12 protein-coding genes are annotated in these 13,502 nt (G+C 70.2%); 7 read left to right on the forward strand and 5 right to left on the reverse strand.

From position 1 onward, the window contains the following. Positions 1 to 9 precede the first annotated feature (9 nt). The 4 genes from ACFQS2_RS11520 to ACFQS2_RS11535 all read left to right on the forward strand — a co-directional run bounded on the left by ACFQS2_RS11520 (position 10) and on the right by ACFQS2_RS11535 (position 3,983). A complete protein-coding gene (locus tag ACFQS2_RS11520; protein WP_377793862.1) occupies positions 10 to 1,218 on the forward strand; it encodes a homoserine O-acetyltransferase in 1,209 nt (402 codons plus the stop codon). A gap of 75 nt (positions 1,219 to 1,293) precedes the next feature. Then, positions 1,294 to 1,719: a universal stress protein gene (locus ACFQS2_RS11525; RefSeq protein ID WP_377020054.1), complete on the forward strand. Its 426-nt coding sequence runs from the start codon at positions 1,294 to 1,296 to the stop codon at positions 1,717 to 1,719. 257 nt (positions 1,720 to 1,976) lie between these two features. After that, entirely contained in the window at positions 1,977 to 3,335 is a 1,359-nt protein-coding gene (locus ACFQS2_RS11530) for an RNA polymerase sigma factor (RefSeq protein WP_377793863.1), read from the forward strand. Between the two features lie 72 nt (positions 3,336 to 3,407). Beyond that, on the forward strand, positions 3,408 to 3,983 hold the full coding sequence (locus tag ACFQS2_RS11535) for a GNAT family N-acetyltransferase (protein WP_377793864.1): 576 nt from the start codon (positions 3,408 to 3,410) through the stop codon (positions 3,981 to 3,983). Positions 3,984 to 4,252: 269 nt separating this feature from the next. Here ACFQS2_RS11535 and ACFQS2_RS11540 read toward each other — a convergent pair whose 3' ends face one another. Next, positions 4,253 to 4,471 (reverse strand): hypothetical protein, encoded by a 219-nt coding sequence (locus tag ACFQS2_RS11540; protein WP_377020051.1) that lies wholly within the window; start codon positions 4,469 to 4,471, stop codon positions 4,253 to 4,255. Positions 4,472 to 4,601: 130 nt separating this feature from the next. Between ACFQS2_RS11540 and ACFQS2_RS11545 the strand changes: the two genes are divergently transcribed. From ACFQS2_RS11545 to ACFQS2_RS11555, 3 genes are read left to right on the forward strand one after another with little or no spacing between them, the layout of a single operon-like run. After that, positions 4,602 to 6,734, forward strand: coding sequence for a type IIA DNA topoisomerase subunit B (locus ACFQS2_RS11545; protein WP_377793865.1), 2,133 nt, complete (start codon positions 4,602 to 4,604; stop codon positions 6,732 to 6,734). Then, positions 6,731 to 7,516, forward strand: a complete 786-nt coding sequence (gene hisF / locus ACFQS2_RS11550) for an imidazole glycerol phosphate synthase subunit HisF (RefSeq protein ID WP_377793866.1) — start codon at positions 6,731 to 6,733, stop codon at positions 7,514 to 7,516. The genes ACFQS2_RS11545 and hisF overlap by 4 nt, the downstream gene beginning before the upstream one ends. Further along, positions 7,513 to 8,415 carry a metallophosphoesterase gene (locus ACFQS2_RS11555; RefSeq protein ID WP_377793867.1) on the forward strand — a complete coding sequence of 301 codons (903 nt, stop codon included), beginning with the start codon at positions 7,513 to 7,515 and terminating at the stop codon, positions 8,413 to 8,415. Before hisF ends, ACFQS2_RS11555 begins: the two co-directional genes overlap by 4 nt. 213 nt (positions 8,416 to 8,628) lie before the next feature. Here ACFQS2_RS11555 and ACFQS2_RS11560 read toward each other — a convergent pair whose 3' ends face one another. The 4 genes from ACFQS2_RS11560 to ACFQS2_RS11575 form a co-directional block, all read right to left on the reverse strand. Next, the gene (locus ACFQS2_RS11560) at positions 8,629 to 8,844 is read right to left on the reverse strand and encodes a hypothetical protein (protein WP_377020046.1); all 216 of its coding nucleotides are present in this window, start codon (positions 8,842 to 8,844) and stop codon (positions 8,629 to 8,631) included. A gap of 546 nt (positions 8,845 to 9,390) precedes the next feature. Beyond that, positions 9,391 to 9,555: a hypothetical protein gene (locus tag ACFQS2_RS11565; RefSeq protein ID WP_377020045.1), complete on the reverse strand. Its 165-nt coding sequence runs from the start codon at positions 9,553 to 9,555 to the stop codon at positions 9,391 to 9,393. A gap of 387 nt (positions 9,556 to 9,942) precedes the next feature. Further along, the gene (locus ACFQS2_RS11570; RefSeq protein ID WP_377793868.1) at positions 9,943 to 10,815 is read right to left on the reverse strand and encodes a D-hexose-6-phosphate mutarotase; all 873 of its coding nucleotides are present in this window, start codon (positions 10,813 to 10,815) and stop codon (positions 9,943 to 9,945) included. Between the two features lie 187 nt (positions 10,816 to 11,002). Then, the gene (locus tag ACFQS2_RS11575) at positions 11,003 to 13,459 is read right to left on the reverse strand and encodes a DNA topoisomerase (ATP-hydrolyzing) subunit A (RefSeq protein ID WP_377020043.1); all 2,457 of its coding nucleotides are present in this window, start codon (positions 13,457 to 13,459) and stop codon (positions 11,003 to 11,005) included. Positions 13,460 to 13,502 lie beyond the last annotated feature (43 nt).

Raw genomic sequence — 13,502 nt, forward strand, 5'->3', positions numbered from 1 at the left:
CAGCCGCCGATGACGATGCTCGGAGCACGGAGCGCCCGGCACCGGTCCGCTGCCGACGCCGATGCCGTCGGCTCCCCCCAGCCCGGGACCGCTGCTGAACCTCCCCCGGTGACGGGAGCGTGGAGACCGGAGCACGGCGACGGGGACCGCCGCTTCGCCGAGATCGGTCCGCTGGCCCTCGAGGGGGGCGACGTGCTCGAGGACGTCACCATGGCGTACGAGACCTGGGGCCGGCTCGATGCTGATCGCGGCAACGCCGTCCTGGTGCTGCACGCGCTGACCGGTGACTCCCACCTGCGCGGCCCGGCGAGCAGAGCGCACCCCAGCCCCGGCTGGTGGGAGGAGATGGTCGGTCCGGGCCGCCCCGTCGACACCGACCGGTACTTCGTGATCGCCCCCAACGTGCTGGGCGGCTGCCAGGGGACCACGGGCCCGAGCTCCCCGGGGCCCGGCGGCGACCCGTGGGGATCGAGGTTCCCGCTGGTGACTGTGCGTGACCAGGTGGAGGCGGAGCGTCGGCTGCGCGACAGGCTCGGCATCGACAGCTGGGCACTGGTGATCGGCGGATCGATGGGCGGGATGCGAGCGCTTGAGTGGGCGGTGTCCCATCCCGACGAGGTCGAACGGCTCGGTCTGATCGCCACCTCGGCCCGAGCCACGGCAGACCAGATCGCCTGGAACAGCGCACAGATCGCTGCTATCCGCGTCGACCCCGGCTTCCACGGCGGCGATTACTACGACCAGCCGAACGGTCAGGGACCCGATTCAGGGCTCGGGATCGCCCGCCGGATCGCGCACACCACCTATCGCACGGCGGCGGAGCTCGAGACGCGTTTCGGCAACCGGCCGCAGCCGGGCGAGGACCCGCTGGACGGTGCAGGCAGGCATCAGGTGACCAGCTACCTCGATCACCACGCCGGAAAGCTCGTGCGACGGTTCGACGCGAACTCCTACCTGGTCCTGGCGACCTCCATGAACACCCACGATGTCGGACGCGATCGCAGCGGCGTCGCCGCCGCACTGTCCAGGGTCACAGCTCGCACTCTGGTGGTCGCGATAGATTCCGACCGGCTCTTCCCGCCGGACCTCGTCGGCGAGATGGCCCACCACATCCCGGACGCCCGATGGCATGTCGCGAACTCCGTGATCGGGCACGACGCCTTCCTGCTGGCGCATCCGGACCTCGGCGAGTGGATCGGTGCCCTGCTGGATGATTAAGCTGGCCCGACCGATCGGCGCCATCGAGGATGACGACGCGGGAGAGTCCAGCACAGCCACGAGGGGAGCGTTCGCATGACCATCGTCGTGGGGTACTCCCCATCAGGCCAGGGGCGCGCGGCGCTGCAGGCCGCCATCCGGCACGCCCGCCGGACCAAGGACGACCTGGTCATCGCCTCCCACCAGTACAACGATCCCGACAGCGGCCCGGCCGCCGCCTCCGAGGGCGAGGTGCGCGACGCGCTCGCCGACGCCGGCGCCGATGACCTGGACGTGGCGGTGCGCAGCAACTCCCAGCAGGACATCGGCGAGTTCCTGCTGACGGTCGTGGACGAGGTCTCGGCCAGCCTGCTGGTGATCGGACTGCGCCGGAAGTCCCCGATCGGCAAGCTCAACCTCGGAGCCTCCGCCCGCCGTGTCGTGCTCGGTGCCCCCTGCCCGGTCCTCACCGTCAAGGACGGATTCGCCCACGGCGAGGACGGCCCCATCGCACGCTCCTGAGAGATGCGTCATCCCTCGCGGGTGCACCACGGCGGGCCGCGAGCTCGTCGGCGCCGAGCGGTCCCGGCGGGCCGGGAATAACACCGCGCGCCGGGCGTTATACTCGTAAGGCTTGACGGCACCGTGCCCTCGTGCGCCGTGAGACCGGTTCGTACCGGGATGACGGCGCCAGCGGGATCCGCGAGCCGCGCCGAGATGACTGATCGCCCGAGTGTGGCGGTGCGCTCCCAGGGAGCACCGCCGGAAGAAGGAACTCTGTGACCTCCTCCAAGACCGCCGAGACCGCCACTGACACGACCGTTGCCGCGGCCGGGTCCGAGGCGGGCGCGCCCTCGAAGCGTTCCGCGTCGACCGCGAAGCCCGCGTCCGCGACCGCCCGGAAGAAGCGCACCACCAAGACCGACTCCGCCGTCGAGCCCGACGCGAGCGTCGAGGCCGCCGCGCCCGACACTGTCGAGACCGACGGCGCCGAGAAGCCGGTCGAGAAGAAGACCGCTGCCAAGAAGGCCGCCGTGAAGAAGGCGGCCAAGGTCGCCGAGACCTCCCCGGACGTGGCCGAGGAGCCTGACGCCGAGGCCGAGGCCGAGGAGGGCGAGACCAAGAAGGAGCCCTCGGAGACCGACGTCAAGGTCGAGGAGTCCGGGGGCTTCGTCTTCAACGCCACCGAGGACGACGCGCCTGCCCAGCAGGTCGTCACCGCCGGCGCGACCGCAGACCCCGTCAAGGACTACCTCAAGCAGATCGGCAAGGTCGCGCTGCTGAACGCGGCCCAGGAGGTCGAGCTCGCTGAGCGCATCGAGGCCGGCCTGTACGCCGAGCACAAGCTCAAGGAGGACGAGTCCATCGCCAAGACCAAGGCCGGTCGCGAGCTCGCGATCGTGGCCGAGGACGGTCGCGCCGCCAAGGACCACCTGCTCGAGGCCAACCTCCGTCTGGTCGTCTCCCTCGCCAAGCGCTACACCGGTCGCGGCATGCTCTTCCTGGATCTCATCCAGGAGGGCAACCTCGGTCTGATCCGCGCCGTCGAGAAGTTCGACTACTCCAAGGGCTACAAGTTCTCGACCTACGCCACCTGGTGGATCCGTCAGGCCATCACCCGTGCGATGGCGGACCAGGCTCGCACCATCCGCATCCCGGTGCACATGGTCGAGGTCATCAACAAGCTCGCCCGCGTCCAGCGCCAGATGCTGCAGGACCTCGGCCGTGAGCCCACCCCGGAGGAGCTCGCCAAGGAGCTCGACATGACCCCCGAGAAGGTCGTCGAGGTCCAGAAGTACGGCCGCGAGCCCATCTCCCTGCACACCCCGCTGGGTGAGGACGGCGACAGCGAGTTCGGCGACCTCATCGAGGACTCCGAGGCGGTCGTCCCCGCCGACGCGGTCAGCTTCACCCTCCTGCAGGAGCAGCTCCACTCGGTGCTGGACACCCTCTCCGAGCGCGAGGCCGGCGTGGTCTCCATGCGCTTCGGTCTGGAGGACGGCCAGCCCAAGACCCTCGACGAGATCGGCAAGGTCTACGGGGTCACCCGCGAGCGCATCCGGCAGATAGAGTCCAAGACCATGTCGAAGCTGCGCCACCCCTCGCGGTCGCAGGTCCTGCGCGACTACCTCGACTGAGCCACCGCCTCGACAGAGCTCGGGGGTGCGCCCTCGAGGAGACCGCACGCTCGAACGAGAGAACCGACCGACGTGACGACGCTGCATGAGCACGGCGCCGGGCATCCCTGCGGGGAGCCCGGCGCCGCGTCTGTGACCGTGATCCGGGTGGGCCCGGAGGACTGGGTCGCCCACCGCGACCTGCGCCTGGCGATGCTCCGCGACGCTCCCGACGCCTTCTGGGCCCGACTGGAGGACGTGCAGGGCCGCAGCGAGGCGGAATGGCGCACCGAGCTCGCCGGCCCGCGCCTGCACCTCCAGGCCCGGCGAGGCGATCAGGTGCTCGGGGGCATCGGTGTGCTGCCCGAGGGGTACACCCCGGAGGATCCCATCGGGGAGGACGAAGCGCATCTGGTCTCGATGTGGGTGGATCCGCGGGAGCGCGGCAGCGGCATCTCGCGCCTTCTCATCCGCGCCGCGGCAGAACTTGCGCTCGATCTCGCGCGCCCTCGCCTGACGCTCGACGTCGATTCGGCCAACACGCGCGCCCAGAGGAGCTACGAGCGGCTGGGATTCACCGCCACCGGCGTCGAGGACCCGCGCGAGGGCCGCGAGACGAGCTGGGTCCAGTACGCGGCCGAGGCGCATGACCTCCTCGAGGGCAGCTGACCCGCGAGCCGCTCCGCTCTCGAGACACCGCGAGCCCCGCCCTGCTCAGCAGGACGGGGCTCGCGACGTTCGGACGCTGCCGTCAGATCAGGTCGTGGCTACTCGACCGATCTCCTCCCGTTCGCCCTGCGCGGTCCGCTCGTTCCTCGCGGACCACTCCGGGCTCACAGTTCGTCGATAAGTCTGTGCCGTGCTGACTGATCTCCTCCCGTTCGCCCTGCGTGGTCCGCTCGTTCCTCGCGGACCACTCCGGGCTCACAGTTCGTCGATCAGTCCTCGACCGGCTCCGGCTTGGCGTGGAGGCGTTCGGTCTCGTCGATGACCTCGGAGACGATGCCCTTGAGGGCGTCCTCGTGGGCGCGTGCGTGATGGGCGCAGAACATCAGTTCACCGCCGGCCTCCAGTCGCACCTTGACGTACGCCTGGGCGCCGCAGCGGTCGCACCGGTCGTGGGCGGTCAGCCGGGGAGCTTCAAGAGTCAAATTCATGGTCCTTTTCTAGCACCCCGCAGGTGCCCGGGGGGAGAGCTTCGCGCCCTGGTTCGCTGGTGGCGCAACGAACCTGTGAGCGGGGCCCCAATACCGGGATCGGGCGGTGCGGCCACGTAGAATCGCCAGGGTGTCCACCTCCACCGCATCGAACTCCAGACCCCAGAACAAGACCGCCTACGACGCCCGGAACCTCCAGGTGCTCGAAGGGCTCGAGGCCGTCCGCAAGCGCCCGGGCATGTACATCGGCTCGACGGACTCCCGCGGGCTCATGCACTGCCTCTGGGAGATCCTCGACAATGCTGTCGATGAAGCGCTCGGCGGCTACGGCGACTCCATCGCGGTGATCCTCCACCCGGACGCCTCCGTCGAGGTGCGCGACACCGGCCGCGGCGTCCCCGTCGACATCGAACCCCGCACCGGTCTCAGCGGCGTCGAGGTCGTCTACACCAAGCTCCATGCGGGCGGGAAGTTCGGCGGCGGCTCGTACGCGGCCGTCGGTGGTCTCCACGGCGTCGGCGCCAGCGTCGTCAACGCCCTGTCCGGGCGGCTCGACGTGGAGGTCGACCGCGCCGGCAAGACGTACGCGATGAGCTTCAAGCGCGGGGTCCCGGGCGTCTTCGACGACGGTGGGACCCCCGATCCCGAGGCCCCGTTCACCCCGGCCGACGGGCCCGGTGAACTGCGTGTGGTGGGCAAGGCCAAGCGCGGGGTCTCCGGCACCCGGGTCCGGTACTGGGCGGATCCGCAGATCTTCATCAAGGGCTCCCACTTCGCGCTGGACGATCTCCACCGTCGCGCCCGCCAGACGGCGTTCCTGGTTCCGGGACTGGAGATCTCGGTGACCGACCACCGGCCCGAGGCGACCCCGGACCAACCGGCCACCCGCACGTACAAGTACGACGGCGGCATCAGCGAGTTCGTCGAGTATCTCGCCCACGACGAGAAGATCACCGATGTGATCCGCCTGCAGGGCTCGGGCGAGTACACCGAGACCATCCCGGTCCTCGACAAGAACGGCCACATGGTCTCCACCGACGTCGACCGCAAGTGCGAGGTCGACATCGCGCTGCGCTGGGGTGCGGACTACGAGTCCACGGTGCGTTCATTCGTGAACATCGTGGCCACCCCCAAGGGCGGCACCCACGTCACCGGTTTCGAGCAGGCGCTGGTCAAGACCATGCGCAAGCAGGTCGAGAACCAGGCGCGACGGGTCAAGTTCAACACCAAGAACGAGAAGATCGAGAAGGACGACACCCTGGCGGGCCTGACCGCCGTGGTCAGCGTCCGGATCGACGAGCCGCAGTTCGAGGGCCAGACCAAGGAGGTGCTCGGCACCCCCGCGATCCGCGCGATCGTCTCCAAGGTCGTCGAGGACCGCCTGACCGACTTCCTCACCTCCACCGCGAAGGGGGAGAAGGAGCAGGCCAACCTGGTCATCGACAAGGTGGTCTCCGAGATGCGGGCCCGTATCGCCGCCCGCATGCACAAAGAGGTCTCGCGCCGCAAGAACGCGCTGGAATCCTCGACGATGCCGACCAAGCTCGCCGACTGCCGCAGTACCGAGATGGAGCGCTCCGAGCTGTTCATCGTCGAGGGTGACAGCGCCCTGGGGACCGCGAAGAACGCCCGCAACTCCGAGTTCCAGGCTCTGCTGCCCATCCGCGGCAAGATCCTCAACGTGCAGAAGGCGTCCATCACGGACATGCTCAAGAACACCGAGTGCGCGGCCATCATCCAGGTGCTCGGGGCCGGCTCCGGCCGCACCTTCGACCTCGACGCCGCCCGCTACGGCAAGATCATCATGATGACCGACGCCGACGTCGACGGCGCCCACATCCGTACTCTGCTGCTGACCCTGTTCCACCGCTACATGCGGCCCCTGGTCGAGGAGGGCCGGGTCTACGCCGCGGTGCCGCCGCTGCACCGGGTGGAGATCATCCACGGCGGCTCGAAGAAGAACGAGTACGTCTACACCTACTCCGAGGCGGAGCTGAACAAGCTGCTGAAGAACCTCGAGCGGCGCGGCAAGCGGTTCAAGGAGCCGATCCAGCGCTACAAGGGGCTCGGGGAGATGGACGCCGATCAGCTGGCCGACACCACCATGGACCCCGGGCATCGCACCCTGCGCCGGGTGCGCATCGAGGACGCCGAGGCGGCCAGCTCCATGTTCGAGCTGCTGATGGGCTCCGAGGTCACTCCGCGCAAGCAGTTCATCATCGAGGGCGCCGAAGAGCTCGACCTGGAGAGGATCGACGCATGAGCGTCGCCGTCCGCGTGATCCCGTGCCTGGACGTCGACGCGGGACGCGTCGTCAAGGGGGTCAACTTCCAGGGCCTGCGGGATGCCGGCGACCCGGTCGAGTTTGCCGCCCGCTACGGCGCCGAAGGGGCCGACGAACTCACCTTCCTCGACGTCACCGCATCCTCCGGGGGCCGCGAGACCATGATCGACGTGGTGCGCGCCGCCGCCGACCAGATCTTCATCCCGCTGACCGTCGGTGGGGGAGTCCGCTCCGCGGAGGACGTCGACCAGCTGCTGCGCGCCGGGGCCGACAAGTGCGGCGTCAACACTGCCGCCATCGCGCGCCCCGAGCTGATCAGCGAGATCACGCGCCGGTTCGGCAACCAGGTCCTGGTGATGTCGATCGACGCCCGCCGCGTCACCGAGGACACACCCGAGGGCACCGCACGCACCGGGTCGGGCTTCGAGGTCACCACGCACGGGGGCCGCCGCGGCACCGGGATCGATGCGATCTCCTGGATCCGGGAGGTGACCGAGCGCGGCGCCGGCGAGATCCTGCTGAACTCCATGGATGCCGACGGCACCGAGGCGGGCTTCGACCTGGAGCTGATCCGCCTCGCCCGCGAGGCCACCACCCTGCCGCTGATCGCCTCCGGCGGCGCCGGGAAACCGGAGGATTTCCCCCCGGCCGTGCATGCCGGGGCCGACGCCGTGCTCGCCGCGAGCGTCTTCCACTTCCGTCAGCTGACCATCGCCGATGCGAAAGCGGCGATGGCGGCCGACGGCATCGCCGTGCGGTGAGCGCGCCCCTGTCGGTCGCCTCCCTCGAGCCTGCCATCCGGCGTCCCCGTCGCCAGCGTGCCGCCGTCATCCTGCTGGCGGGCCTCCTGGCGCTGCTCGTGGGGGCCGGCTGGCTGCTGTGGGACAACCGCCGTCTGGACGTCACCTCCTATCAGGTTCCCGTCCAGCAGCTGCCTGCCGCGGCCGACGGAGTGCGCATCGCCCAGCTCTCCGATGTCCATGCCGCCTCATTCGGGACGTTCCCGGACCGCATCGTCTCCGCCGTCCGGTCGGCCGAGCCCGATCTCATCGCGCTCACCGGGGATCTCATCGACATCCGCACCGCGGATCTGGGCGCCTCGCTCGACCTCGCGGAACAGCTGGCCGGTATCGCCCCCGTGTACTACGTGCTGGGCAATCACGAGGCCGACTCCCCACTGCGCACCGAGCTGCTGGAGGGTCTGGAGGAACGAGAGGTCCATGTCCTGCGCGACGAGGCGACGACGCTGGAGCTCCCGGAGACGACGCTGACCCTCGTCGGTCTCGACGACCCGCGTGTGGATCACGCGGCTGACCGGGAGGCGACGCCCCCGGAGACGACCCTGGCCGGGCTCGACCTGCCGCGACAGAGCCCGACGGTGCTGCTGGCGCACCGGCCCGAGCTGTGGTCCGACTACGCCGCAGCGGACGTGGACGTCGTGCTGTCGGGCCATGCCCACGGCGGCCAGGTGCGCGTTCCGGGCCTCGGCGGGCTCTTCTCCCCGCACCAGGGCTGGCTCCCCGAGCTCACCGACGGGGTCCATACGCGCGAGGGGACCACGATGGTCATCAGCCGAGGCCTCGGCAACAGCATCGCCGGCGTGCGCGTGAACAATCCGCGCGAGCTCGTGGTGGTGGAGCTGAACTCAGCCGCCGACTGAGACGTGGCTGGAACGGGAGGCGCGGCGGACGGCGCGATCGGCCGGGAGTGCGGCGCCTGACTGTGTGAACGCGGCGTCTGACGGGGCCGCAGCGCCTGACTCGGACCACAGCGCCCGGCGAGCACGCCGGCGCCCGTTCGTGCTGCCCCAGCCCACGGGCGCGACCGGGAGGTCACGGCCCGGGGCCAGGGGAACAGGACGGGGTCGCCCTCGTCAGCGGTGGATGAGTCCGGCGTTCACGAGCGCCCGCGCGAACACCGCCTCCTGTTCGCGGCGTGCCTGCGCGGCGGCCTGCTGGCGCAACGCCTGGTCGACGGCGCGCTGCCGTCGGGCCTTCTGGGCGACGCGGCGACGAGAGGTCCGGTTGTCCAGCGCGGACCTCTCCGGCTCCGACGGCAGAGCCGCTGAGGAGTCCTGCTCGACCGGCAACGGTGGGATAAGCGTCGAGGAGGTCTGTGCGGCTGTCGAGCTGGGGACGGCCGCGCCCGCCTGCGTGGGACGGGGAGGGCTCTGCGTGAGGGGCGAAGCCCCGGTGAATGCTGTCGTAGGGGGTTCGGGTCGGACGGATTGCAGGCGCTCATCTGTGCGCATGGTGCATCTCCTGGGACGTGGTGGTGCCAAGTCTTCTCGGCAGGAAGGACACGAGGTGTCCGCGAAGTGGGGACCGCCGGACGCGATGTGCCCGTGGGGTCGAGATAGGCGTCGCCGACGATGCGAGAGAGAGGGGTGGCCGTCTCGTCGCGATCGATGGGCGATGCCACGTTCGGGCTGCGCCGAAGCGCAGCAAAGGGTGCCGACCGCTGCCCAGAGCGGGCTCGCCTCACGGTGCGATGCGACGCGACCCGCCGGGGGCAGGTGTCGAAGTCACGCAGTGCGCAACGAGGCGTTGGCGCTCGGTGTGGTGTGTTGCGGTGCGGTGTGGTGCGGGCGGCCGTGCCGAGGCCTACGCCGCGGGGCTCGGAGCCGGCTACGGCGTCAGCGGGCTACCTGGCCGGCGCCGCCGTCGGCTGCGCAGCGGCCCCCATCGGCCTCTGTCGCCTCCACGGTGGAGCCGGGGTGCCGGGCGGGGGATGCCGCGAGGCCGAACAGCGACGCGGCCAGGTCGGCCGGTGTCGGATTCGGGGTCGTGTGCATCTCCATATGGACAGTCGACCATCACGCTGGATTGGGCACAACTGAATAAACGGCCTCTGGGTCGTCGTCCGCGGACTTCCGTCCGCTCCGGCGGGGTGGCGCGGCCCGCGTCGCTCATGGGCTGCGGCTGGTTGCTCGTCAGGTCAATATGTCGGATCACTCGTGAGCGTGCTGATCCCGTTCCGATGGATACCGGGAGAGATCGATACCGCGACAGTTGTCGTTATCGGAGCCCGATAGCGACAACTCAGGCGGTATGAAAAGCCGGCTGCGGCGCAACCGGCGGCGTGTGGGCTGCGGCGCTATTGGGAGCGTGCAAGCGCGGGGTGCGAGGCGCGGGGCGGCCTGGGGCGCGCGGTGCGAGGCAACTGGGGAGCGCTGGGCGCGGGGCTCTCAGTGCTCGATGCGGTAGCTGACGCCGAGGGTGTACGACTCCTCGGGAGCGAGCGCGATGAAGCGATCCTTGGCGACGGCCGGCTCGACGCAGACGAATTGCGGCCACGCATCGTCCGGGACATCGTCCATGCCGCGCGCGAGTTCGTCCCAGGGATTCCAGACCACCGTCTTGGTGGTGCCGCGCGGGATAGAGACGATGCGACGGGTCCGGTCACTGACGGTGACCTCGCCGGCGGCGTCGACGATGCGATCCGTGGAACCGGTCAGCTGCAGGGGCTCGTCCCCGAGGACATCGGCCGCCAGACCCCGAGTGTTGTCGAGGTACTCGGCGTTCTCGAGGCCCGCGATCTCGATGCTGCGCACGTCGCTCACGGAGAGGTACGTGTGCAGGGCGGCCTCCAGCTCGAGGGGCTCCTCACCGGCGATGACGGTCAGGTCCACGGAGAGACCGGCCCCGAGGCGGAACACCGCCTTGGCGGTCAGTTCGTCGGTCTCCTCCGGGGTGGACAGCTCCAGGACCACGTCGTCGCCCTCGAGCGCTGCGGAGACGAGGTCCCAGCGCACGTTGCGCAGCCAGCCGTGCTTGGTCGGCCGGTCGCCGTCACGGCCGGGGCCGAACCACGGGCCGATCAGCGGGATCCCGCCGCGGATCGCCGCGCCGCGACCGAAGTGGGAGTCGGGGCTGAGCCACAGCAGGTCGTCCTCGCCGGCGGGGATCCAGCTCGTCAGATGCGCGCCGTCGAGGTGGAGCACGGCCTCGGCAGCCGGTGTGCGGACCACGATCGCGTCGCTGCCGTGGACCTGCTCGAGGCGGACCCCGTCGGGCTGGGGAGTGGACGGAGTCGGTGCGTCAGTGCTCGCTGGGCTCATGCCGACCATCGTGGCACGGGAGCGTGAGCCCTGCACGTCCGGCCGCGCGGGCCCTACATGGCCGGACGCTCGAGGTCGCGACGGTCCACGCCCGGCCGTGCGCCGTCACCCGATGACAGCGGCGCGGAGGCTGGCGGATGACCCGTCGTCGGGCGCGGGCCGGAGCGGACGCCGAGAACGCCGGGAGTCAGCCGACGGCGGCGATCGGTACCGAGACCGGCGTGCCCGACCCGTCCCGACGGCCCGTGGGCTCGGGCAGGTCGATGGGCTGGCCGGCCTCGGAGGAGGCACGCGCCGGATGCGGCACCACCCACGCCCCGATGAGCGAGTCCTCGCCGCGCAGGAAGCGGTGGCAGCGCAGGCCGGCGGTGGCCCGGCCCTTGGCGGGGAACTCGGTCAGAGGGGAGACCTTCAACGAGCCCGTCTGCAGCAGAGGCAGGGTCGAGGAGCTGCCGGCAACGGTCACCACATCGGCGTCCGCGGTCACGTCGATGACGCCGAAGGAGACCACCTCGGCGTCCGGCGCGAGCTTGATCCCGGCGACGCCACCGGCACCGCGGCCCTGGGGGCGCACGCCGGAGGACGGGAAGTGCAGCAGCTGGGCATCGGAACTGATGAACACGAGATCCAGATCGGTGTCCTCCTCGAGGTCGGCCACGCCGACCACCGAGTCACCGTCCTTGAGCGAGATGATCTCGAAGCCCTCGGACCGCGGGAAGTCCAGTTGGACCCGCTTGACCACGCCCTGTCGGGTGCCCAGGGCGATCGCCCCGCCTCGGGCCACATCGGCCTCGGCGATCCGGATCAGGCCCAGGGCCCGCTCCTCGCGCTCGAGATCGATGAGGTCGGCCAGCCGTGCCCCGCCCGCCAGCGATGGCGCACCGTTGGTGGGGGCGAGCGACGGCAGATCCACGACCGACAGGTGCAGGACACGACCGCGGTCGGTGACGACTCCGACGGTGGAGCGAGTACTGGTGCGGGTGTGCGAGACGACCACGTCGTGTGAGCCGCGCGGCCCTTCGCGCACCAGTGGGCCCTGCCCGGCGATGCGGGCGACCAGCCCGGTGCCCGTCAGCAGCACCGAGCAGGGCTCGTCGGCCACCTCGAGGGAACCGCCGGCTGCGGCGACGGGCTGTTCGGCGGCCTCCAGCAGGACGGTGCGGCGGGAGTCCCCGTGCTCGGCGGCGACGGCCGCCAGCTCGTCGGAGACCAGCCGGCGCAGCGCTTCCTCGGAACCCAGGATGGTCTGGAGCTCCTCGATCTCGCGGCGGAGGTCGTCGCGCTCGGCCTCCAGATCGATCTGCGAGAAGCGCGTCAGACGGCGCAGACGCAGCTCGAGGATGTAGTCGGCCTGCAGCTGGGTCAGGTCGAACACGCCCATCAGGCGGGTGCGGGCGCTCTCCGCGTCGTCGCTGGAGCGGACGATCTGGATGACCTCGTCGATGTCGACGATCGCCAGCAGCAGGCCCTCGACCAGGTGCAGGCGCGCCTGGTGCTTGGACAGACGGTGCTCGGTGCGCCGGCGCACCACCTGCAGACGGTGGTCGACGAACACCTCCAGCAGCTGCTTCAGACCCATCGTGCGCGGCTGGCCCTCGACCAGGGCGACGTTGTTGATCCCGAAGGACTCTTCCAGCGGGGTGTACTTGTACAGCTGCTCGAGCACGGCCTCCGGGTCGAAGCCCGACTTCACGGTCAGGACCAGGCGCAGGCCGTGGTGACGATCGGTGAGGTCCTGGTAGTCGGTGACGCCCTGGACTCGCTTGGACTGGACCGCGTCGCGCAGCTTCTCCGCGAACCGCTCGGGACCCACCTGGTAGGGGAGCTCGGTGACGACGATGCCCTTGCGGCGGGAGGTGACGTTCTCGATGCGCGTGGTGGCGCGCATCTTGAACGAGCCGCGCCCGGTGCGGTACGCGTCCCGGATCCCGGCGAGCCCGATGATGCGACCGCCCGAGGGAAGGTCCGGTCCGGGCACGAAGCGCATCAGCTGCTCGAGGTCGGCCTCGGGGTTCTCGATGAGGTGGCGGGCGGCGGCGATGGTCTCGACCAGGTTGTGCGGGGCCATGTTCGTGGCCATGCCCACGGCGATCCCGGACGCCCCGTTGACCAGCAGGTTCGGGTACTGCGCGGGGAGCACTTCGGGCTGGGTCAGCTGATTGTCGTAGTTGGGCACCGTGTCCACGACGTCCTCGTCCAGCGAGGCCGTCATCAGCAGCGCGGAGGGAGCCGGGCGTGCCTCGGTGTACCGGGGCGCAGCGGGGCCGTTGTCCAGGGAGCCGAAGTTGCCGTGCCCGTCGACCAGGGGCATGCGCATCGAGAAGTCCTGGGCCATGCGCACCAGGGCGTCGTAGATCGCGGTGTCGCCGTGCGGGTGGAGCTTGCCCATCACCTCGCCGACCACGCGCTGGCTCTTGACGTGGCCCCGATCGGGGCGCAGCCCCATCTCGGCCATCATGTAGAGGATGCGGCGCTGGACCGGCTTCAGGCCGTCACGAGCATCCGGCAGAGCCCGCGAGTAGATCACGGAGTACGCGTACTCCAGGAACGAGGACTCCATCTCACTGGTGACGTCGATGTCGACGATCGTCTCGTCGACCGCGTCGTCCCCGGCGGGCGGCTGCGTGCTTCGTGATCGGGCCATGAGGGACATGATGGCGCATGACCGGCCACGATCCCGGGAACCG

This window comes from Brachybacterium sp. GCM10030267 (genome assembly GCF_042666875.1).
GTDB lineage: Bacteria > Actinomycetota > Actinomycetes > Actinomycetales > Dermabacteraceae > Brachybacterium.

Bases quoted from the DNA above. Each gene is read 5' to 3' on its own strand.
- ACFQS2_RS11570 (WP_377793868.1), bottom strand. From the start codon at position 10,815: ATGAGCCCAGCGAGCACTGACGCACCGACTCCGTCCACTCCCCAGCCC.
- hisF (WP_377793866.1), top strand. From the start codon at position 6,731: ATGAGCGTCGCCGTCCGCGTGATCCCGTGCCTGGACGTCGACGCGGGA.
- ACFQS2_RS11520 (WP_377793862.1), top strand. From the start codon at position 10: ATGACGATGCTCGGAGCACGGAGCGCCCGGCACCGGTCCGCTGCCGAC.
- ACFQS2_RS11540 (WP_377020051.1), bottom strand. From the start codon at position 4,471: ATGAATTTGACTCTTGAAGCTCCCCGGCTGACCGCCCACGACCGGTGC.
- ACFQS2_RS11525 (WP_377020054.1), top strand. From the start codon at position 1,294: ATGACCATCGTCGTGGGGTACTCCCCATCAGGCCAGGGGCGCGCGGCG.
- ACFQS2_RS11575 (WP_377020043.1), bottom strand. From the start codon at position 13,459: ATGGCCCGATCACGAAGCACGCAGCCGCCCGCCGGGGACGACGCGGTC.
- ACFQS2_RS11565 (WP_377020045.1), bottom strand. From the start codon at position 9,555: ATGGAGATGCACACGACCCCGAATCCGACACCGGCCGACCTGGCCGCG.